General features: G+C 58.7%; 21 protein-coding genes and 1 other RNA gene. 15 read left to right on the top strand and 7 right to left on the bottom strand.

All coding sequences use genetic code 11. The annotated features are described in order from the left end of the window. The first annotated feature begins 1 nt into the window (after window position 1). A complete protein-coding gene (locus tag SO058_RS04555; protein ID WP_320841812.1) occupies window positions 2-178 on the top strand; it encodes a hypothetical protein in 177 nt (58 codons plus the stop codon). Here the strand turns inward: SO058_RS04555 and SO058_RS04550 are convergent. After that, window positions 159-995 carry a polysaccharide deacetylase family protein gene (locus tag SO058_RS04550; protein ID WP_320841811.1) on the bottom strand — a complete coding sequence of 279 codons (837 nt, stop codon included), beginning with the start codon at window positions 993-995 and terminating at the stop codon, window positions 159-161. The two genes, SO058_RS04555 and SO058_RS04550, sit on opposite strands and share 20 nt — an antisense overlap. Before the next feature lie 121 nt (window positions 996-1,116). Between SO058_RS04550 and SO058_RS04545 the strand changes: the two genes are divergently transcribed. Next, a complete protein-coding gene (locus SO058_RS04545) occupies window positions 1,117-2,946 on the top strand; it encodes a copper amine oxidase N-terminal domain-containing protein (protein WP_320841810.1) in 1,830 nt (609 codons plus the stop codon). Window positions 2,947-2,996: 50 nt separating this feature from the next. Here the strand turns inward: SO058_RS04545 and SO058_RS04540 are convergent, their stop codons facing one another. Then, complete coding sequence (locus tag SO058_RS04540; protein WP_320841809.1) at window positions 2,997-3,329, bottom strand: hypothetical protein; 333 nt, start codon at window positions 3,327-3,329, stop codon at window positions 2,997-2,999. A gap of 200 nt (window positions 3,330-3,529) precedes the next feature. On the opposite strand from SO058_RS04540, the gene SO058_RS04535 reads away from it, so the two are divergent. From SO058_RS04535 to SO058_RS04505, 7 genes are all read left to right on the top strand, one after another. Then, the gene (locus tag SO058_RS04535; protein WP_320841808.1) at window positions 3,530-6,013 is read left to right on the top strand and encodes a transglycosylase domain-containing protein; all 2,484 of its coding nucleotides are present in this window, start codon (window positions 3,530-3,532) and stop codon (window positions 6,011-6,013) included. 82 nt (window positions 6,014-6,095) lie between these two features. Then, window positions 6,096-6,363, top strand: an RNA gene (gene ffs / locus SO058_RS04530) — signal recognition particle sRNA large type. 90 nt (window positions 6,364-6,453) lie between these two features. Continuing rightward, window positions 6,454-8,091, top strand: a complete 1,638-nt coding sequence (gene dnaX, locus SO058_RS04525; protein ID WP_320841807.1) for a DNA polymerase III subunit gamma/tau — start codon at window positions 6,454-6,456, stop codon at window positions 8,089-8,091. A gap of 14 nt (window positions 8,092-8,105) precedes the next feature. Beyond that, window positions 8,106-8,468 (top strand): YbaB/EbfC family nucleoid-associated protein, encoded by a 363-nt coding sequence (locus SO058_RS04520; protein ID WP_320841806.1) that lies wholly within the window; start codon window positions 8,106-8,108, stop codon window positions 8,466-8,468. Next, window positions 8,468-9,067 (top strand): recombination mediator RecR, encoded by a 600-nt coding sequence (gene recR / locus SO058_RS04515; protein WP_320841805.1) that lies wholly within the window; start codon window positions 8,468-8,470, stop codon window positions 9,065-9,067. The genes SO058_RS04520 and recR overlap by 1 nt, the downstream gene beginning before the upstream one ends. Before the next feature lie 188 nt (window positions 9,068-9,255). Continuing rightward, a complete protein-coding gene (locus tag SO058_RS04510; protein ID WP_320841804.1) occupies window positions 9,256-10,851 on the top strand; it encodes a peptide chain release factor 3 in 1,596 nt (531 codons plus the stop codon). Beyond that, entirely contained in the window at window positions 10,848-11,612 is a 765-nt protein-coding gene (locus SO058_RS04505; protein ID WP_320841803.1) for an EFR1 family ferrodoxin, read from the top strand. The genes SO058_RS04510 and SO058_RS04505 overlap by 4 nt, the downstream gene beginning before the upstream one ends. Window positions 11,613-11,652: 40 nt before the next feature. On the opposite strand, the gene SO058_RS04500 is transcribed toward SO058_RS04505, so the two are convergent. Further along, the gene (locus tag SO058_RS04500; RefSeq protein WP_320841802.1) at window positions 11,653-12,264 is read right to left on the bottom strand and encodes a hypothetical protein; all 612 of its coding nucleotides are present in this window, start codon (window positions 12,262-12,264) and stop codon (window positions 11,653-11,655) included. A gap of 139 nt (window positions 12,265-12,403) precedes the next feature. Here SO058_RS04500 and SO058_RS04495 point away from each other — a divergent pair, with 139 nt between their 5' ends. The 5 genes from SO058_RS04495 to SO058_RS04475 all read left to right on the top strand — a co-directional run bounded on the left by SO058_RS04495 (window position 12,404) and on the right by SO058_RS04475 (window position 15,941). After that, window positions 12,404-12,793 carry a GntR family transcriptional regulator gene (locus SO058_RS04495; RefSeq protein WP_320841801.1) on the top strand — a complete coding sequence of 130 codons (390 nt, stop codon included), beginning with the start codon at window positions 12,404-12,406 and terminating at the stop codon, window positions 12,791-12,793. Then, entirely contained in the window at window positions 12,774-13,484 is a 711-nt protein-coding gene (locus tag SO058_RS04490; RefSeq protein ID WP_320841800.1) for an ABC transporter ATP-binding protein, read from the top strand. The genes SO058_RS04495 and SO058_RS04490 overlap by 20 nt, the downstream gene beginning before the upstream one ends. Beyond that, a complete protein-coding gene (locus SO058_RS04485) occupies window positions 13,478-14,284 on the top strand; it encodes a hypothetical protein (RefSeq protein WP_320841799.1) in 807 nt (268 codons plus the stop codon). The genes SO058_RS04490 and SO058_RS04485 overlap by 7 nt, the downstream gene beginning before the upstream one ends. Window positions 14,285-14,399: 115 nt before the next feature. Continuing rightward, window positions 14,400-15,044, top strand: coding sequence for a putative ABC transporter permease (locus tag SO058_RS04480; protein ID WP_320841798.1), 645 nt, complete (start codon window positions 14,400-14,402; stop codon window positions 15,042-15,044). A gap of 63 nt (window positions 15,045-15,107) precedes the next feature. Next, a complete protein-coding gene (locus SO058_RS04475) occupies window positions 15,108-15,941 on the top strand; it encodes a zinc ribbon domain-containing protein (RefSeq protein ID WP_320841797.1) in 834 nt (277 codons plus the stop codon). Between the two features lie 37 nt (window positions 15,942-15,978). On the opposite strand, the gene SO058_RS04470 is transcribed toward SO058_RS04475, so the two are convergent. From SO058_RS04470 to SO058_RS04455, 4 genes are read right to left on the bottom strand one after another with little or no spacing between them, the layout of a single operon-like run. Beyond that, window positions 15,979-16,638, bottom strand: coding sequence for a YczE/YyaS/YitT family protein (locus SO058_RS04470; protein ID WP_320841796.1), 660 nt, complete (start codon window positions 16,636-16,638; stop codon window positions 15,979-15,981). A 1-nt stretch (window position 16,639) separates the two neighbouring features. Further along, a complete protein-coding gene (locus SO058_RS04465) occupies window positions 16,640-17,677 on the bottom strand; it encodes a threonine aldolase family protein (protein WP_320841795.1) in 1,038 nt (345 codons plus the stop codon). A 13-nt stretch (window positions 17,678-17,690) separates the two neighbouring features. Further along, entirely contained in the window at window positions 17,691-18,461 is a 771-nt protein-coding gene (locus SO058_RS04460) for a GNAT family N-acetyltransferase (RefSeq protein WP_320841794.1), read from the bottom strand. Window positions 18,462-18,472: 11 nt separating this feature from the next. After that, window positions 18,473-19,165 (bottom strand): helix-turn-helix transcriptional regulator, encoded by a 693-nt coding sequence (locus SO058_RS04455; RefSeq protein ID WP_320841793.1) that lies wholly within the window; start codon window positions 19,163-19,165, stop codon window positions 18,473-18,475. A 284-nt stretch (window positions 19,166-19,449) separates the two neighbouring features. On the opposite strand from SO058_RS04455, the gene SO058_RS04450 reads away from it, so the two are divergent. Next, window positions 19,450-19,830, top strand: a complete 381-nt coding sequence (locus SO058_RS04450) for a RidA family protein (protein WP_320841792.1) — start codon at window positions 19,450-19,452, stop codon at window positions 19,828-19,830. The last annotated feature ends 24 nt before the right edge of the window (window positions 19,831-19,854 follow it).

The following is a 19,854-nucleotide window of genomic DNA, read 5'->3' as shown; positions in this document are numbered from 1 at the left end:
AATGTCGGAACAACAATTTGATTTTAAAAGTGCATATAACAACTTATATCGGCAGGTCACGGATGTGATTGCCCGTGCCGAGCTGGAGGGAGGGCAAGCGGACGCGCTGTTCCTTATCTCGCTGCTGGACGACGCCTTGCAGGATTCTTTCGCCTTGCTTACCCCGCAAGATCGTTGAGCGACCCGAACGTATAGCCCATGTCCTCCCATTTGGTGAGCAGCTCATCCAAAATGCGGGCGTTGGTCTCGCTGGTCGAGTGCAAGAGCACGATCGCGCCGTTGTGGATGCGCGGCAGCAGCTTTGCATACGCCTGCTCGTCGCTCGGCTGGTTGTCGGTATACCAATCCACGTACGCGAGCGACCAGAACACCGTCGTATACCCCAGCTCCTGCGCCTGTTTCAAATTTTCCTCGGAAAACTTGCCCTGCGGCGGACGGTAAAACTTCGGCAGCTCCTGCCCGGTAAGCTCCTTGAATTTGTCCGCTAGGCCGTTCAGTTCCTGCTCGAAAGCCGCTTGGTCCGCAATTTTGGACATATCCGGGTGGTGCATCGTGTGGTTGCCGACCGTATGCCCCTCCTCCACCATGCGCTTGACTAAATCGGGCGCGGTGTCAATATAATTGCCCACAAGGAAAAAGCATGCGGGCGCGTTATGTTTTTTGAGCGCGTCGAGGATGGCGGGCGTGTTGCCGTTTTCAAAGCCCGCGTCAAAGGTGATGTAGATTTTGGGCTTGCTCGTGTCGCCCACATAATACGCGTTCCACTGCTTGAGCGTATCGGCGGACACGTTGCCCACAGGGGGCTGCCCCTCAGTCTGGAACGATAAGCCCCAATCGCTCACCGCGGTTGGGATGGCCTCCTCCGCGTCTGCCACAGCCTGCGCGGTGTCGTCCCCGCCGCCGGGCAGACGCGTGAGCAGCACGGCGAGCAGCACGCACACGCCGGCAGCCGCCGCAATGCGGTAAATTGTGTCTCGGGTGATGGTGATAAACATAATGAACGCCCCCTCGGTAACAAGCTATGTGAAAAGACCGGTTGATATGCGTGATTTCGCGTGACAACCGCATTTCGCAATGGTATGATGAAATTACCAAAATAAAAGGAGGGGAATCGGGATGAAACGATTGCTTTCTCTGCTGCTTGCGGCGGCGATGCTGTGCGGGGCGCTGCCCGCCGCGCTTGCGGCGGACTTGGAACCGCCGCTGTATGAGCAGATGGATTATGAATCATCCGACGCGATGATGGACGAGATGTTTGATTACGGCCGTGTCGATTATGATTGGGTGGTTGAGCATTACCGCCAGCGTTATGCGGAGATTCAGGCGGATCCGGCAGTGGCGCTGGATTACTATGGTTATTCCAGCCTTGAAGAGTTGGACGCGATGGTCGATTACGGCTATTGGGAAAGCCGCGAGGGCTTTTACCGTCAAATGGCGGTGTGGATGGTGCAGGAGGATCAGTGGAGCTTTGTCCCGCCCCTTTCGGTCACGTATAACGGCGAAAAGATCGCGTTCCCGGACGCGCAGCCCGTGCAGACCGGAGGGCGCACCATGGTGCCGCTTCGCGCGGCCGCGGAGGCCATGGGCGCACAGGTCGGCTACCAGAGCGGCAGCGTGACCGTGGAAACGCAGGACGCGCATCTCCGCTTTACGCTCGGGGAAAAGGAGCTGTATTGGTCGGGCGCGGAAGAGGAGAAACCCGAGGGGTTTGTTCAAACCGAGGACGGCGAAGCCTATTGCCGCCTGATGGATGTTACCCCCTATGAAAAGGACGGCCGCACCTATATTTCGGCGCGCTATCTGGCGGAAGCTTTTGGTTTGACCGTCAAATGGGACGAATATAACCAGATCGTCGACCTATACGACCGCGCGGGACTGGTCGCCGATATTGACGGACGGTTTACCATTTTAAACCGCTGGTACGCCGCACAGCCCAAACACGACCCCGCGGAAACACTGCGCACCGTGGTGAATATCTCGATGCTGTATACCGAGCTGAACTCGATCGACGGCAACGTGAGCTATCCCATGAAGGGCAAATTGAGCGTGACCACCGAGGATGGCGGCTTTGAGGCCGATATCCAGCTTGATTTGTATGCGCTCGTGCGCAAGACGTTTGACCAATTGGGTATGCTTATGGGCGATACGGCGGAGATCGCCGCAGCCATCGAGCGGCTGAAGCCTGATTTGGAAAACGCTTCGTGCGATCTGATTTATAATGTCTCGGAAGACGTGCTGTATTTTCGCTGCCCGCTGCTGCTGCGCGTAATGCGCGAGGTGGACGCGGAATCGCTCACCGAGAGCGACCCGAACATATGGGTCAAGGTGCCCAATGCGTTCGGCGGCGAAGCGCCTGATTTGGAGGGACAGTTCCGGATGCAGAGCCTGGGCGCCGCGGGCACTGTGGGCGCGACGCTCGTAGCAGACGCAGAGCACGGCTACGGTATGTACGGTTGGCGCACCAATATCTGGAAAGAGGCCAACCGGGCGGCGGACTACAATGAAAAACGGCTGGGCGACAGCCTCTTTACCCAGTCGGGCGACCGCTATACGATGCGGTTTGATGTGCGCGCCAACGCCGAGGGCAGCGACGAGGAGCAACTGCTTGCGGATGCCGGCGTGGCCTACCGGAAAGGGGAGCTGATGCTAAACGTTTCAAGCGGCGCGTTTGAGGGCTCCTATGAGCAGCGCGAACAGGGCTATTCGCTCTTCAGCTCGCGCGATACGCTGAAAAGCTACACGTTTTCGGGCAATGCCGACAAAATGAAGATCACCGCTGTCGAGCACCTGAAAAACACCAGCATCACCGAATGGACAATCGGGCTTGAAAAACGAAAAGGCGAGGCGTCGCCCGCGACAGAGCCGCCGAAAAACAGCAAGATCGTCGATTACGATAAGCTTTTCGGCATCGAGGAAGAGCCGGTGGACGACTGTACCGGCCCTTGATGGGAAAAATAGAAAAGGGGGAACGGAATTTCCGTTCCCCCTTTTGCCGTTTATGACCCATAATCCTCAAGCAGCTTTGCAAGCGCTTCCGCATCGGGCAGCGAAACGCCCTGCCGGAGCGCATCGCGGTCTGCTTCGGGCAGTGTGCGGGTATCGATTGTCGTGCGGATGACCGGCTCGCCCGCGCGGTAGACGATCAGGCGGTCGTTCTCGCTGACCGCGGTATACGGCACGGCGGCTGTTTCCACCATGACGGGCGCGGGAGTAAACCACGTGCGTACCGCAAACACTAGGAACAGCAAAGCGACCAGACAGGCCGCCGCCGCAACGCGCTGGCGCCGCTTTGCGCGCTGCATGGCAAGCAGATAGAAGCCCTGTATCATAGAAAAACATCCTTTGTTGTGCGTTTTATGTGAGTATTCCCGCACTTTTTGGATTTATTCACCAGAAAACAGAAAAATTGTTTGGAATTTCGTATACCCTGTGTTATAATATCACCGTATGCTGGGAACAAATCGGGCGTGAATTGCGTCCGACTTCGAAAAGGCCCGTGGTTTTGCCGCTGGGCAAGGAGGAAACCGAATTGGCAACTGGCAAGAGAAAATCGCATGGCATCGGACGCGGCATCGCGCGCGTTTTGCTGACGCTTTTGCTGATCGGCGTGCTTTGCGCGTGCTTCTGCGGCATCGCGTTCGCCTATTATGTACATGCCTATATTAATCCGTCCATTGAAGACGACATTGCCTCGATGAGCACAGGCATGGGTCTGGATCTCAACTCATTCATCTACGCGGTGGACGAAAACGGACAGGAAACGCTTTATGAAACGATCAAGGGCCTCGAGGATCGCATTTGGGTGGATGGGGACAGTATCCCCAAAAACCTGAAAAACGCCATCGTTGCGATTGAGGATGAACGATTCTACCAGCATAAAGGCGTAGACTGGAAGCGAACATTCGGCGCGGCGCTCGAATGGGTCGGCAGCGGCGGCAGCTACGGCGGCTCGACCATCACGCAGCAGCTTATCAAAAACATGACCAACGACGATGATTATTCGGTCAAGCGCAAGGTGACGGAAATTTTCCGCGCGCTGGCGCTGGAAAACAAGATCGATGATAAAGAACACATTCTGGAAATGTATCTGAACACGATCTACCTTGGCCGCAACAAATACGGCGTCAAGACCGCTTCGGCAACTTATTTCGGCAAGGACGTGTCCGAACTGGATCTTGCGGAATGCGCGGTTTTGGCGGGCATCACGAACAACCCGTCGCTTTATGACCCTTACACCTATCCGGAAAAGATCAAAAAGCGCCAGGAGACCATTTTGGGCAAGATGCTCGAACTGGGCATGATCTCCCAGGCCGACCACGACGCGGCGGTCGCGGAAGAGCTCAATTACCGCTCGGTCGAGTTGTATAACAACGACCTGACCGACCCGTACTCCTATTTCACCGACGCGGTTATCAAGGACGTCATTCAGGACCTCATGGATCAAAAGGGCTATTCCGAGCTGGTGGCGGAGAACATGGTAAACTCCGGCGGCCTCAAGATTTATGCGACGATCGACACCCGCATCCAGCAGATCATGGATGAGGAGTATAAAAACAACGAAAACTTCCCCGACATGGAGCGCGACGGCCTGCTGCCGCAGAGCGCCATGGTCATCACCGATAAACAGGGCAACATCAAGGGCATTGTCGGCGGACGCGGCGAAAAGGAAGGCAAGCGCACGTTCTCCCGCGCGACCGACGCGCGCCGCCAGCCAGGTTCTTCGATCAAGCCGATCTCGACCTATGGTCCCGCGATGGACGCGGGCATCATTGTGCCGACCTCAACGGCCTATGACAAACCGCTCAAGGAAGTGAACGGCAAGCCGTGGCCGCGAAACGACTCAGGCAAATATACCGGCGGCGCGATGGTGATTAAAAACGCGCTGGCGCATTCGATCAATACGATCGCGGTGCAGGTTATGAACATGCTGACGCCGCAGGCCTCCTATGATTTCATGACACAGCGCCTCGGCATCAAGCTCGTCGGCAACCGCACTAATGCGGACGGCTCGGTTTCGAGCGATATCGATCTCGCGCCTCTCGCGCTCGGCGGCCTGACCGACGGCGTGACGGTTCGCGAGATGGCGGGCGCGTTCTCCTCGTTCATCAACGACGGTGTGTTTGCTCAGACGCGCACCTATACCAAGGTGCTCGATTCTGAGGGCAATGTGGTGCTGGAAAACAATCCGCGCGACGACCTCGGCTTCCGTAACGTGCGCACGGCCTACTACATGCTCGAATGCATGCAGGGCACGACCTCGTTCGGTACCGCCACGGGCGCGACGATTTCCGGCGTGCAGACGGCAGGCAAGACCGGTACGACCAGCGCAAACTATGACCGCTGGTTCTGCGGCCTGACGCCGAAGTATTCCGGCGCGGTATGGTTCGGCTTTGACCAGCAGTATACACTGACCGGTCTGTGGGGCAACCCGGCGGCCAACATGTGGACCAAGATCATGCGCCGTGTGCACGAGGGCGATTCCAATTTGGTGTTTGATTCACATCCGCAAGATTTTGAGACCGCGAGCTACTGTATGGACAGCGGCCTTGCGCCGTCGGGCGCGTGCCGCGCGGCGGGACGCGTAGCGACCGGGCGCTTCTACAAGGGCCAGGCGCCGACTGAGATTTGTAAGCACAAGGGCTATAAGACCTACGACCTTGGCCAAAAGAACGGCATTGACGTGCCGAACGAAGAGGAAGAAGCCAAGAAGAAGGAAGAGGAAGAGCGCAAGAAGAAGGAAGAAGAGGAAAAGAAGAAGCAGGAAGAGAAGGATAAGGCCAACGATCCCTCGGTCGACCCCGAAACCGGACTGCCTGTCACGCCGCCGAACCAGGGCGGTAATCAAGGCGGCACCCCGGGCGGCGAGTCCGGCGGCAGCCAAGGCGGCAATTCGGGCGGAGAAACCGGCGGAGATCCGGGCGGGGAGTCCGGAGGGAATACTGGCGGAGAATCCGGAGGCAATGGAGGCGGCGGAGATACTGCGCCGCCATCACCGGATGATCCCGAGGCATAAATTCCGGTATTCCAGCACAAAATTCTCCCATCCGGCATTTCTCTGGATGGGAGAGTATATACCCAGTCAGCGCCGCACAAGGCCGCACACATCGGGGCGGCAGCGGTGCCTTGTAACCCGCAATCCGCTATAGCGGGGATGATACGGGCGAGGAGGGACGGCGTTTCGATGCGGCGTCTGCCCACAGAGCGATGACAGACCGGTACTGCGCAACGGAGGACTGCGAACCATGTCAGGCGGGGAACCGAGCAGCATTAAGCAGAAACCATCGTGTGCCGCAGAGCTGCCGATCTGGAGCTCGACGCGCGGAAAGGCAATCGGAGCGGCGCTTTCGAATCGCCCGTGTGCGGTCTTGTGGAGCGCTGACAGGGTATGAAAAAAACGCTTGGAGGCGGGCATGCGCCCGCCTCTTTTGGAATTTTTATGAAGGGGTGGAGGCAGTGTATCAGGCGTTATACCGGAAATGGCGGCCGCTGCAATTTGCCGATGTGATCGGCCAGCAGCATATCACGGATACGCTGCGCGCGCAGCTCAAATCGGGAAGGCTCAGCCACGCGTATCTGTTTACCGGCACGCGCGGCACGGGCAAGACCACCTGCGCCAAAATACTCGCACGCGCGGTCAACTGCGAGCGCCCGGTGGACGGCGACCCCTGCAATGAATGCCCGTCATGCCGCGGCATTCTGGACGGCTCGGTGCTCGACGTGACCGAGATCGACGCGGCCTCGAACAACGGCGTGGACAATATCCGTGACCTGCGCGACGAGACACGCTACACGCCCGCGCAGGTGAAAAAGCGCGTGTTCATCATCGACGAGGTGCACATGCTGTCCACGGGCGCGTTCAACGCGCTGCTGAAAACGCTGGAGGAGCCGCCCGAGCACGTGCTGTTCATTCTGGCGACGACCGAGATCCATAAAGTGCCCGCGACCATCCTGTCGCGCTGCCAGCGGTTTGATTTCCGCCGCATCGGCGCCGAGGATATCGCCCGGCGGCTGCTCGATATCGCGGCCAAAGAGAATATCACGCTTTCCGAGGGCGCGGCACGGCTGATTGCGCGCCTGGCGGACGGGGCAATGCGCGACGCGCTCTCCATGCTTGACCGCGCGGCGGCTTCGGGCGCGGTTGATGAGGAAACGGTGACGGCCGCGCTCGGCATCATGGGGCAGGACGACGCGGTGCGGCTTGCCGGATATTTCAAAGAAAACGATTTGTCGGCGGCCATCGCGCTGCTGGACGAATATTACCGTGCGGGGCGCGACCTTGCCGCGGTGTACGATCAGCTTTTGGGGCTGATCCGCGACGCGCTGCTGGTCAAGACTAGTAAAACCGATGTGAGCGCGCTCATTTCGCCCGCCTATACGGTGAAAACGCTGCAAAAACTGTGCGACGGCCTTGCGGCCGCGACGCTGATCGCGTGGAGTCGTGTCATCGGGCAGGCGCTCGATCGGATGCGGAATGCCTCCAACCGCCGTGTGGAGGCGGAGTTGTGCGCGGTACGGCTGTGCACGCTGTCGGAGGACAGCTATGATACGCTTGGCGGCCGCGTGGAAGCGCTGGAGGAAAAGCTGAAGCATGGCGTGCCGGCCGCGCCGGCAGCCCCCATACAAGCCGTGCCGGCCGGGGTGGCAAAGCCGGCGGATAATGAGGACCGTCCGCCCCTGCCGGGCGATGGCGACGCGCCGGATTGGGCGGCGGCGGAACCGGATGCCACAGCGGAAAAACGAGAAAAATCGCCGGATGTTTCATATGATGATTGGCCGCAGTGGCCGAGGCTGCTGGAAGCGCTGACCGGCAAGATCAATACGGGTGCGCACACCAACCTGAAGCTGTCCGCCAAAGGTGTGCTGGAGGACGGCGCGGTCGTCATCCTGTGCGAGGACGGCATCACGACCATGCTCGCCAAGGCGGAGCCGACCATGAAAGTCATCCGCGAGCAGGCGGCAGCGCTGATGGGCGCGCCGGTCAAGGTCAAGGTGCGCGAGACGGACGCCATGCCGGAGAAAAAAGGCCCGAGCGCAGCGGACGAACTGATGGATCGCGCGAAAGCATTTGATATTGAGATACATGAGCTTTGAGGAGGACATAAACGATGGCAAAGGGAAAGTTTAACGGATTTGGCGGCGGCATGAACATGCAGGCCATGATGAAGCAGGCACAGAAGATGCAGGAAAACATGCTGAAAGCGCAGGAGGAGATCGCGCAGATGGAGACCGAGGCTTCGGCCGGCGGCGGCGCAGTGACCGTGACCGTGACCGGAACGTCGACGGTCAAAAGTGTTGCGATCAAGCCCGAGGTCGTCGATCCGGACGATGTGGAAATGCTGCAGGATCTGGTGCTGGCAGCGGTCAATGAGGCGCTCAAGGCGGCGCAGGAGAAATCCCAGAGCCAGATGACGTCGGTCACAGGCGGCATGGGCGGTCTGGGCGGCGGCCTCGGCGGCGGATTGTTCTGATGGACTACTTCGCACCGCCGGTTGAACGGCTGATCGAAGAATTTGCCCGGCTGCCGGGGATCGGCCAGAAGACCGCGCAGCGGCTTGCGTTCCATGTGCTGACACTGCCGCGTGAGGACGCCGACCGCTTTGCCGACGCTATTCGGGACGCCAAGGCCAAGACATTCACCTGCAAACGCTGCCAGAACCTGACGGACAGCGAGCTGTGCCCGATCTGCGCGAACGCCGCGCGGGATCAGAAGACGGTCTGCGTCGTGGCCGACCCGCGCGACGTGATCGCGTTTGAGCGCACCAAGGAGTATAAGGGGCTGTATCACGTGCTGCACGGCACGCTGTCGCCCTTAAACCACATCGGGCCGGACGATATTCGCATCCGCGAGCTCATCCAGCGCGTGGCGGACGAGGACATCGAAGAGGTCATTTTGGCGACCAACCCGGATACCGAGGGCGAGGCGACCGCTATGTATATTTCACGGATATTGTCGCCCTTTGAACTCAAAATCACGCGCTTGGCGTATGGCATCCCGGTCGGCGGGCATCTGGAATTTGTCGACGAGGTGACGCTCACGCGTGCGCTTGAAGGCCGGCAGGAATTGTGACAAAAAACAGAAACAGCCGGACTTCCGTCCGGCTGCTCCCGCAATAAAAGGTAGGATAGAGAGTAGAAAGCAAGAACATGTGGGGGGATCCTTTTAACGCTTTCCACAGCCTTTACTATACCGTGGATTTGTGTCGTTCCTGTGTAGGTTTTAAGAAAATTTACCCATAGACCGGAGGAAATAAGTTCGTGTCAGACCTAAAACGAGAAATCGAGAACCGGCGCACCTTTGCGATCATTTCGCACCCGGACGCCGGCAAAACGACCATCACCGAGAAGTTTTTGCTCTATGGCGGCGCCATTCAGGAGGCCGGCATGGTCAAGGGCAAGAAAAACAGCCGCCACGCGGTGTCCGACTGGATGGAGATCGAAAAGCAGCGCGGTATTTCGGTCACTTCGTCCGTTTTGCAGTTCCAGTACGAGGGCAAGTGTATCAATATCCTGGATACCCCGGGGCATCAGGACTTTTCGGAGGACACCTACCGCACGCTCATGGCGGCGGACAGCGCGGTCATGGTTATCGACGCGTCCAAGGGCGTCGAGGCGCAGACGCGAAAGCTTTTCAAGGTCTGCGCGATGCGCGGCGTGCCGATCTTCACGTTCATCAATAAGATGGACCGGGAATCGCGCGACCCGTACGAGTTGTTAGAGGAGATCGAAAACGAGCTGGGCATCGGCACTTACGCGGTCAACTGGCCGATCGGTTCGGGTAAGCGGTTCCGCGGCGTGTACGACCGGATGGATGACCAGGTCATCGCGTTTGAGGGGGCGGATTTCCGCCACGAGGTCAAGGCGCAGCGCCTGTCCATCGACGATCCGCTCTTGGAGGGCACGCTGCCCGCCGAGCAGTATCAGACGCTGATCGACGATGTGGAGCTGCTTTCAGGAGCCGGCGATGAGTTCGATCTGTCCGCCGTGCACGAGGGCAGGCTTTCGCCCGTCTTTTTCGGCTCGGCGCTGACCAATTTCGGCGTGGAGCCGTTCCTGAAAAAGTTTTTGCAGATGACACCGCCGCCGACCGCGCGCACGGCCGATATCGGAGTGATCGACCCGTTTGATCCGCAGTTTTCCGCGTTCGTATTTAAAATCCAGGCCAATATGAACAAGGCGCACCGCGACCGCGTCGCGTTCCTGCGCATCTGCTCGGGCAAATTCGAGCGCGGGCAGGACGTGCTGCACATGCAGTCGGGCAAGAAAATGAACCTCGCCGCGCCGCAGCAGATGATGGCGCAGGACCGCTCGATTGTCGACGAGGCTTATGCCGGCGATATCATCGGCGTGTTCGACCCGGGCGTGTTTGCAATCGGCGACACAGTGTGCGATCCCAAACGCAAATGCCTGTTTTCGGGCATCCCAACCTTTGCGCCTGAGCTGTTTGCCAGCGTTCGCCAAAAGGATACGCTCAAGCGCAAGCAGTTTGTTAAGGGCGTGGAGCAAATCGCGCAGGAAGGCGCGATCCAGATCTTCCGCGAGCCGGGCACGGGCATGGAGGCGGTCATCGTCGGCGTGGTCGGCGTTTTGCAGTTCGAGGTGCTCGAATACCGGCTGAAAAACGAATATAACGTCGAGATCATCCGCGAAATGCTGCCGTACGAGCATGTGCGCTGGGTCGAAAATGACGAAGAGGAATTTGACGTGAAAAAGCTCCAGCTCACGAGCGATACGAAGATCGTCGAGGATCTCAGGGGCAACAGCCTGCTGCTGTTTACGATGCCGTGGAACATCACCTATGCGCAGGATCACAATGAGGGTCTGCGCCTTGCGGAATTTTCGGAGAATGTATGACGGGGATTTATTTTAGCGGCACGGGCAACACGCGCTGGTGCATGCGTCAGCTTTTGGAAGGGCTGGGCGAGGACGAGGGCGCGCTTTGCCCGCTGGAGGCCGCCGCCACGGCCGGCCGGCTGCGGGAAGCGGAGGAGATTGTCTTCGGCTATCCGGTGTATTACAGCAACTTGCCGAAGATCGTGCGCGATTTTATCGAACAGAACGCCGCGCTGTGGCAGGGCAAAAAGGTTTTTGTGCTTGCAACCATGGGTATGTTCAGCGGCGACGGCGCGGGGCTTGCCGCGCGGCTGCTGAAAAAGCACGGCGCGGAGATCACCGGCGGCCTGCACGTGCAGATGCCGGACTGCATCGCCGATGTGAAAGCGCTGAAAAAGCCGCTTGAGCAAAACCGCCGTATCGTGGAAGACGCGAAGGGCAAACTGCGCGGCGCGGCGGAGCAGATGAAAAACGGCAAACCACCGCGGGCAGGCCTGAGCTTTGGCAGTCATCTGGCGGGGCTGTTCGGGCAGCGGCTGTATTTCAGCCAAAAAACCGCGGCCTATACAGATAAGCTTAAGATTGACAGTCGAAAATGCGTCGGCTGCGGTCTGTGTGCCGGGCTGTGTCCGATGCAAAACCTGACCATTGAGCAGGGCAAGGCGGCGGCGCATGGAAGCTGCACGATGTGCTACCGCTGTGTCTGCCGGTGTCCGCAGCAGGCGATCACGCTGCTGGGCAAGGAGATTGTTGAGCAAAGCGTGATCGAAAAATACATATAAGAAGTAAAAAAGCCTGTCTGCATAGCAGACAGGCTTTTTCTTATTGCGGAATATCGAGTGGATGCTCTTCTCGGTCGCGCACAGCGCGGTTATATTGCAGGAACAGCACGAGCGCGGCGGCTTGAAACGCCAATTGGATGATAACGCTGGCTACCGCAAGCATCAGGTTTTCTTTTTCGGCTGCCATTGCGCCGTATTCAACCATGGCGGCGACAGCAGCGCCGAGCAGCGGCGCATAAAAACACCAGCGGACACGGCGCGCCGGATAAGCGTAACCACAGGGGATGATGCGCTCATCCAGTCCCCAGAACAGGTTATAATCGCTCACCAGGCCAAAGATACCGCCGGTCATCATGGCCATCGAAGCAAAGAAAAGCGGCGTATCGCTGCTGTCCGCAAGATACATGGCAAGCCCGGCAATTGCCAGCACCTGCAAGATCAGCGAGGCGACCTGAAACAGAAACGCGCGTGCAAAGCGGGGCGATTCGCCGGAGAGCTTATGCAGATGGTATAGAATAAAACCATAGGCGACCAGGTTGACAATTGTGCCGACCAGCGCCGCGATTTGCGACTCGGGCAGCACGGTGAACACGGTCAGCGCGGAGACCAGCGTGGCCAGCCAGATCACGCGCAGATGCGGATAAATCTTCAATGTAATTCCCCTCCATTAGTATTCAGTATACCATAGGAAAAGAAAAAATTAAATTTTTTTTGTAAACCCCTTGACAAATCTGTGTAATAGTATTATTGTATTAACATCATAGTACAGAAGTACAGAGAGGAGTGAGTCCATGCAGTGGCAGATACGGGGCGACCGCCCGATCTATCAGCAGCTCATGGAGCGGCTGACCGAAGAGATCGTCAGCGGACAATTGCAGCCGGGGGACAAGGTGCCGCCGGTGCGCGAGCTGGCTGCGGAGGCCGGCGTCAACCCGAACACAATGCAGCGCGCGCTTGCCGATCTGGAGCGCGAGGGGCTGCTTCACACCAACCGCACAAGCGGGCGATATGTCACGGAGGACAGTCAGATGATCGATAGCGTGCGTGAGAAAATTGCGGCCGACCGCATCGCGGAATTTCTGGCCGGAATGAGCCTGCTCGGCTATAACGAGCAGCAAATCGAAGCGCTGCTGCGCAAGCACAGCGCGGGGGAGGGGAAGAATGATGCAGAAAACAAATGATTTGGTCGTCTGCGAGGCGCTGAGCAAGAGCTACGGCAGCGTGCGCGCGCTCGACAATCTCAATCTGAATCTGGAACGCGGCCGGTTCATCGGCCTTTTAGGGCCGAACGGCTCGGGCAAGACGACGGCGATCAAGCTGTTAAACGGCCTGATCCAGCCGACGAGCGGCAGCGTCACGATCGACGGCGAAAAACCGGGCAAGCACACCCACGAGGTGGTGAGCTATCTGCCCGACCGTCCGTACCTGAACGACTGGATGAAAGCCTGCGACCTTCTGGACTTCTTTGCGGATTTCTACAAGGATTTTGATAAGGTCAAGGCGAACGATATGCTCAAGGCGCTGCAGATCAGTCCGTTTGACCGGCTGAAGACCATGAGTAAGGGCACGAAAGAAAAGGTGCAGCTGATTTTAGTGATGAGCCGCAAGGCGCAGCTTTATTTGCTCGACGAGCCGATCGGCGGCGTCGACCCGGCGGCGCGCGACTACATCCTCAACACAATTTTGTCCAACTACAGCGAGGAAGCGACCGTGCTGCTGTCCACGCACCTGATCGCCGACATCGAGCGCGTGCTCGACGAAGTGATCTTCCTTAAGAACGGTGTGCTGACGCTGCATGAAAGCGTCGATACCATTCGCGAAGAGCACGGAAAGTCAGTCGATATGCTGTTCAGGGAGGTGTTCGCATGCTGAAGCTTTTAAAATATGAATGGAAAGCGTGCGCGCGCGCCTGCCTGCCTGTTTACGGCGGTGTCTTGGTCGTTGCGCTGATCAACCGCCTGATGGAAGTGCTGCATCTGCAAAACATGCTGCACGGCATCCCGCAGCTTTTGGCCGCGTTCGCCTATTTCGGCGTGATGGTCGCGGTTTTCGTGGTCACGGCGGTCATCCTGCTGCAGCGGTTCTATAAGAGCCTGCTGGGCGACGAGGGCTACCTGATGTTCACCCTGCCGGTCACGCCCGCGCAGCATATCTGGTCCAAAACCATCATCGCCTTTGTCATGTGCGTTTTGAGCGGCATCACCGCGATGCTCAGCGTGGTGATTCTGGCGGCATCCAGCTCTTTCCCGGTGGACTTTGCGAGCTTCATCGCGGATTTCTTCCGTGTGCTTACACGCACCGAGTTTGGCGTGGCAAACGGCCTGCTGTATATCTTCGAGGCAATTGTCATGCTGGTCATCATGAGCTTGGGCAGCATTCTGTTTATGTATGCTTGCATCGCGCTCGGCCATCTCGCAAAAAAGCACCGCGTCGCGATGGCGGTCGTCTGGTATTTTGTGCTGTCGACCGTGCTGCAGTTCCTGTTCGCTATGGTCATCATGGCGGGTGACAGCGGCATTTACAATGCAATGTTCGGCTGGGTCACCTATCTGGCGGAAGCGGCGCAGATCCACGTCGTACTGCTGCTGATGTGCGTCGCCTCGGCGATTCCCGGCGCAGCGTTTTTCTTTGGAACGCGCTATATCCTGCAAAACAAGCTCAATTTAGAATAAAGCGGCTTGGGGGATGCGCAAAAACGCATCCCCCTTTCGTAAATCTTAAGATTTCTTTAGGGGAAATCGAAAGAGCTGTAAGGTACAATGAAAGCATCGAAAGGAGGAAAACATTATGGTAGCAGTTTATCGGGAAATAGCGGCTAGACGGATACGCTCAGCCGGCGAGAAATACTCGGTCCAGACGCTGACCCTGCTGTTTTTCGCCTTTTCCATGGCGGGATGGCTGTGGGAAGTCATGCTTCATGTCGTGTTTGACGGCGAATTGGTCAACCGCGGCACGCTGCTTGGGCCGTGGCTGCCGATCTACGGCGCGGGCGGTGTCGCAGTGGTCATTCTGCTACGGCGGCTGGCCGACCGGCCGCAAATGTTGTTTGCCGCATCGGCGCTGCTGTGCGGCGCGATCGAATACGGGACAAGCGTTTATCTGGAGGCGGTTTACGGCTTGCGCTGGTGGGATTACAGCACCTATACTTTCAACATTGGCGGACGCATCTGCTTGGAAACCATGCTGCTGTTCGGCGTGGGCTGCTGCGTAGCGGTCTATGCGGCTGCACCTGCGCTCGCCGCGCGGATCGGCAGACTGCCGAAAGCGGGGCGGAATGTACTGTGCGCCGCGCTGGTTGTGCTGTTTGCGTTCGATTTCGCCTGGTCGACCATACATCCCAATATTGGTCCGGGCGTGACCGAGCATGCAGGCATCCAACAGGTGCGCCTATTCGACCATGCGCAGCTCACCGCGCTTGCCCGGACGTTTTAAATAGCTTGCGCGCTCTCGGATTCTCTGTTATGATAACAGCAGGGAAAGGGGGGCGCGTTTTTTATGAAATGTCAGAACTGCGGCGTCAACTATGAGGACAGCGAACGCGAATGCCCGATGTGCGGCACGCGGGCGGGCGCGCGCGGCCGGTTGTCGGTACCCCGGTACACTGATGGGACGCATACATCCCACACAAAAGATACCTGCACGCACCAGACCTATGCGCAAAAATATACGGACAAAAGCAAAAGGGCTTCCTCGTCCGCGGGGAGCAAGGGGCAGGCGAAGAAAGCGGCAGGCGCGGTGCTGACGATCGTGATCGCGCTTTCGGCGCTTCTGCCGGCGGCGTTTGAATACATCAGTAACCGCGCCTATGACGTCAGCCACTGGGCGCAGGATCTTCCGCAGGGCGGCGCTTCCGCGCAGGCTACGCCCGCGCCGGAGGATGATGGTTCGAGCGACTTGATATGGGCCAACTCGGTGTTTGGCGGGGGCGGCGTCATCAGTCTGCCGGACGGCGGCGAATTTACGCTGTCCATCGATGAGGATGACACCTATGTGCTCACCCGGGATGACGAATGGCACTATACCGAGCGCGGCGAGGCATGGTGCTGGTGGAATGATCCGGAGGATGGGCTTTATCCGCAATCAGACAGCTTCCCGCCAGAGGAATACGATAGCTTTACGGTTTGCCTTGCGATCAGCGGTATCGAGCAGTACGGTGTGATCCCAGAGCCGGAGGCGATAGACGCCCACGCGGAAATGGGCGAAATGTGGCTGCTGGCGCACTGTTCCAAAATAAACGGCCATATCGTGCTGGAAAACTGGTATGGGGACGGAGCCTTCCTCTTTGGGGAAGAGGCCTATCTGCCATACAGCGGCGTGCAGGCGGGATGAGAAAAAAAGAGCGGGGCTTTTGCCCCGCTCTTTTTCTTTAAGGTTTTTTACCGCCCTGCCGCAGGATACGGAGCGTTTCGGCAACGCTCTCCTGGTGCACCTCGGCCGCGTGAAAGCCGAGCAGATGGAAATTGATGTTGAACAGGGAACCCAAGCCGAGCGCGGCGACCACAGTGCCCACGCCGACCTGTCCGCCGAGCAGCCAGCCGGTCAGGATGACAAAGACCTCGACTGTCGCGCGGCACAGGCCGACCGAACGGCCGGTCTTTCGCGCAAGTGCGACCATCAGCGCGTCCCGCGGACCCGCGCCGAGCGCCGATTTCATGTACATCCAAGTGCCGAGCGCCAGAAGCTCCAGCCCGGCGGCCAGCATGAGCAGGCCGGAAGCGAGCCCGGTCATCTGCGGGATCCAGCCGAGGAACAGCAGCGCGTCAATGAACACCGCGCACAGGACGATGTTGATGATCGTGCCAAAACCAAAGCTTTCCCCGCACAGCACCGCGATCAGGATGGCGCCCGCGCCGACAATGACCGACGCAGTGCCGTAAGTGATATGGATGGTCTGCGCCATGCCCTGCTGCAAAACGCTCCAAGGCTCGAGGCCGATATTGGCCTGCAGCATCATCACGATGCCGACCGCGCTGACCAGCATGCCGGCGGCAAGCCAGAGCATGCGCCGGAAATATTGCGCGTACATGCTATCCCTCCATAGCAAACCCCTGCACGGCGGCGGCCGCCGCTTCACAGTCGCTTTTTGAAATATCGTGATGAGTGACCATGCGGTATTCGCCGCCTAGCAGCCCGGTCACCTTGATGCCGCGCTCCAGCATATAGGACGGGTAGCGCGCAGCCTTGTCCGCGTCCCAATCGGCGGTGAAAAAGACCATATCGGTTTGGATGCGGCTGTGGAAAACGTGCACGCCCTCGATTTTGTCCAGCAGTGCGCCGAGATATTTTGCATTTTCGTGATCCTCCCAAAGGCGGGCGGTCATATCGGTCAGCGCGAGCTTGCCCGCTGCCGCGAGAAAACCGACCTGCCGCAGACCGCCGCCTAGCACCTTACGGGCTCTTTTGGCGCGGTATATCACGTCTTTGGGTCCGGCGAGGATCGAACCCACCGGGGCGCACAGCCCCTTGGACAGGCAGCACATCACCGTATCGCCGTACTGTGTCAGCTCTTTGACGTCCTGCACGCCGAGCGCGGCGGCGGCGTTAAAAAGCCGCGCGCCGTCCAAATGGACGGGAATGCCCTTTTCATGCGCGACCTCGTAGACCGCTTTCATGTTGGCGAGCGGCACGGCCGCGCCTGTCGAATGCGCGTTTTCCATCACGACCAAACTGGCGGGAGCGGTCTGCAAATCGGAATCGTCCGTCAGGCACGCGCGGACGGAATCGGGATCCATCGCCCCGTCCGACGATTTGGGAAATCGCACGGAAACGCCCGCAAGCTGGGCGTAGGAACCGGCCTCATGGTCGGCGATATGCGAGGTCGGCGCGAGCACGACGCAGTCGCCGCGCCGGGTCCATGCCAGCAGCGCGCACGCATTGCCCTGCGTGCCCGATGTGACGAACAGCGCCGCCTCCTTGCCGAGCAGCCCTGCGGCATACGCCTCGAGCTCCTTGACGGTCGGGTCGTCGTCAAACACGTCGTCGCCCACCGCGGCGTGCGCCATCGCGTCCCGCATAGCCTGCGTGGGCTGCGTGACGGTATCGCTTCTAAGATCGATATAACGCATGGAAACCATCCCCCTATAAATATAACTCGCCCCAGCGCCCGCAGGGCGCGAAGCCGATCTGGCGGTACAGCTCGGCTACCGCGTCGTATCCCGCGATCAGACGGGGCGTTTTGCCTTTTTCCCGGATGCGCCGCGTGAGGAAGCGGCTGATGCGCGCGCCCAGCCCGCGGTGGCGGTATTCCGGCAGGACGGCAACCGCCGCGATCACGCCGCACTCGTCGTCCTCGGACGCGATGCAGCCTGTGCCGACCGGCGTGCCGTCCAGCATGAGCTGATAGACTTCGGTCAGTCCGCGGTCGAGCCGCTGCGACAGGTCGGCGGCCCAGCTTTCAAAGTGCAGGTGCGTTCGGTAATACGCATGGCTTTGCTGTAAAATGGAAAAAACGGCCGGAAGCTCGCCTGGCTGGATGTCTGGAAAATCCTCATCGAACGCAGGGCCACGGTATACCATGTAATACGAGCTTTCTGTCGTACCGCCGAGCATGGCCTGCAATGCTTGACACTGCTGCCAGTTGGTATCCACCTCGGTGACGTTTTCGCGCCGCACAAGATCCGCAATGGGCGCGGGGTCGGCGCGGTCGTCCGAGGAGATGACCAGAACGCCGCCGGACAGATATAGGGAAGCGGCGGGCTCATGACCTTTCATGCACACGAAAAAACGTGCGCGCGGATCGCCCAAGCCATAGGCGCGAAGCGCGGTGAGCGCCTTGGAGCCAAATACGTGCTCGCGCGTGCAGCCGGCAGTGAACGCCGGGATTTCGGCGGCAGTCAGTGGGATCAGCATAGCGGCCTCCTTTATGGTTCGTCGCGCTTGACCTGCGACAGGTAGCGGTATACACTGGCCTGCGAGCAATGCAGCGCCTCGGCTACGTCTTTGACCGCGCCCTTGAGCAGGAAGATGCCGCCCGTTTCGAGTTGGGTGATGATCTGGATGCGTTCGTCCGGCGTCAGACGGTCGGCGGTCACACCGAGCGCGGCTAAAGCGCGCGCGACTGCGTCGCCTGCTACCGCGTCGATCGAGTTGTGGAAGCTCTCGGTCGAGGGAGCGGGCACTTGCTCGGTGAAAGGCCCGCGTATGGAGCGCTTAACCGCCGTGTCCACAAATGTATCCGGGTGGCACAGCTTGAGGATCTCCTCGCCGACCGCCTGATAGCGGCTGTCGTCAAAATTGATGCACAGCATTCCAATCAGCTTGCCGTTCTGCTTGATGAACAGTGTGGACGAGCGCAGGGTCTTGCCGGATGCGGATACGCCGCAGTAATGCAGGCGGTAGTCGTTTTTCTCATAGCTTTTATCCATCAGGATCTGAAGCGCCACATTGGTCAGCGGCGCGCCGACTTCGCGGCCGCTTACATGGTTGTTCGCAATAGCGATAATCGATCGGTTTTTATCGGTAAGATCGTGCAGTGCAACTTCGTAATCCGGACCCAGGGCGTGTCCGAGGAACTCGGTCAGCTTCACATAGTGCTGTAACAACGGATTAGCCATGCCCTCACCTCAATTCTTCTTATGCTGCGAAAATCTGCGGCCCGGCAGGCCGCCGGACTCATAAATATATTATATCGTACCGTTCGCAGCTTTGTCAAAACAAGGGTGGGATAATTTATCACAATTAAAAGAAAAAATTCTCAACAAAGTCGCTAAAGCCTATGGATAATTTCCATAAAACGAAAAAACAAAACTGCACAATCATACAAAATGCACAAAATCGAATTGACAAAAGATTTGAGACGTGATAAATTTATTGCACAGAGAAAAGGAGGCGGAATTGGATGAAACAAATCGTCAGCACGGACCGCGCGCCTGCGGCGATCGGCCCATATGCACAGGCCGTCGCGACAGGGGGCCTGCTGTTCACTTCGGGTCAGCTCCCGATCGACCCGGCTACCGGCGCGTTCCCAGAGGGGATCGCGGCGCAGACCCGGCAGTCGCTCCTAAATGTCAAGGCGATTCTGGCTGAGGCCAACGTGGGCATGGACCGTGTGATCAAGACCACCGTATTTCTGAACGACATGAACGATTTTGCCGCGATGAACGAGGTTTACGCCACGTTCTTTGGCGAAGGCGGTTTCCCGGCGAGAAGCGCGGTCGAGGTCGCGCGCCTGCCGAAAGATGCGCTCGTCGAAATCGAGGTTATCGCAATGCTCGGCTGAAACCAGCCTCAGTTACTCTAATTC

This window comes from Agathobaculum sp., from assembly GCF_034098985.1.
GTDB lineage: Bacteria > Bacillota > Clostridia > Oscillospirales > Butyricicoccaceae > Agathobaculum.
The sequence above is the reverse complement of the archived record's forward strand: the minus strand, read 5'-3'. Positions and strand labels throughout refer to the sequence as shown.

Coding starts and splice junctions, on each gene's coding strand:
- SO058_RS04555 (WP_320841812.1), top strand. CDS start 2: ATGTCGGAACAACAATTTGATTTTAAAAGTGCATATAACAACTTATAT.
- SO058_RS04550 (WP_320841811.1), bottom strand. CDS start 995: ATGTTTATCACCATCACCCGAGACACAATTTACCGCATTGCGGCGGCT.
- SO058_RS04545 (WP_320841810.1), top strand. CDS start 1,117: ATGAAACGATTGCTTTCTCTGCTGCTTGCGGCGGCGATGCTGTGCGGG.
- SO058_RS04540 (WP_320841809.1), bottom strand. CDS start 3,329: ATGATACAGGGCTTCTATCTGCTTGCCATGCAGCGCGCAAAGCGGCGC.
- SO058_RS04520 (WP_320841806.1), top strand. CDS start 8,106: ATGGCAAAGGGAAAGTTTAACGGATTTGGCGGCGGCATGAACATGCAG.
- recR (WP_320841805.1), top strand. CDS start 8,468: ATGGACTACTTCGCACCGCCGGTTGAACGGCTGATCGAAGAATTTGCC.
- SO058_RS04505 (WP_320841803.1), top strand. CDS start 10,848: ATGACGGGGATTTATTTTAGCGGCACGGGCAACACGCGCTGGTGCATG.
- SO058_RS04495 (WP_320841801.1), top strand. CDS start 12,404: ATGCAGTGGCAGATACGGGGCGACCGCCCGATCTATCAGCAGCTCATG.
- SO058_RS04490 (WP_320841800.1), top strand. CDS start 12,774: ATGATGCAGAAAACAAATGATTTGGTCGTCTGCGAGGCGCTGAGCAAG.
- SO058_RS04485 (WP_320841799.1), top strand. CDS start 13,478: ATGCTGAAGCTTTTAAAATATGAATGGAAAGCGTGCGCGCGCGCCTGC.
- SO058_RS04480 (WP_320841798.1), top strand. CDS start 14,400: ATGGTAGCAGTTTATCGGGAAATAGCGGCTAGACGGATACGCTCAGCC.
- SO058_RS04475 (WP_320841797.1), top strand. CDS start 15,108: ATGAAATGTCAGAACTGCGGCGTCAACTATGAGGACAGCGAACGCGAA.
- SO058_RS04470 (WP_320841796.1), bottom strand. CDS start 16,638: ATGTACGCGCAATATTTCCGGCGCATGCTCTGGCTTGCCGCCGGCATG.
- SO058_RS04465 (WP_320841795.1), bottom strand. CDS start 17,677: ATGCGTTATATCGATCTTAGAAGCGATACCGTCACGCAGCCCACGCAG.
- SO058_RS04460 (WP_320841794.1), bottom strand. CDS start 18,461: ATGCTGATCCCACTGACTGCCGCCGAAATCCCGGCGTTCACTGCCGGC.
- SO058_RS04455 (WP_320841793.1), bottom strand. CDS start 19,165: ATGGCTAATCCGTTGTTACAGCACTATGTGAAGCTGACCGAGTTCCTC.
- SO058_RS04450 (WP_320841792.1), top strand. CDS start 19,450: ATGAAACAAATCGTCAGCACGGACCGCGCGCCTGCGGCGATCGGCCCA.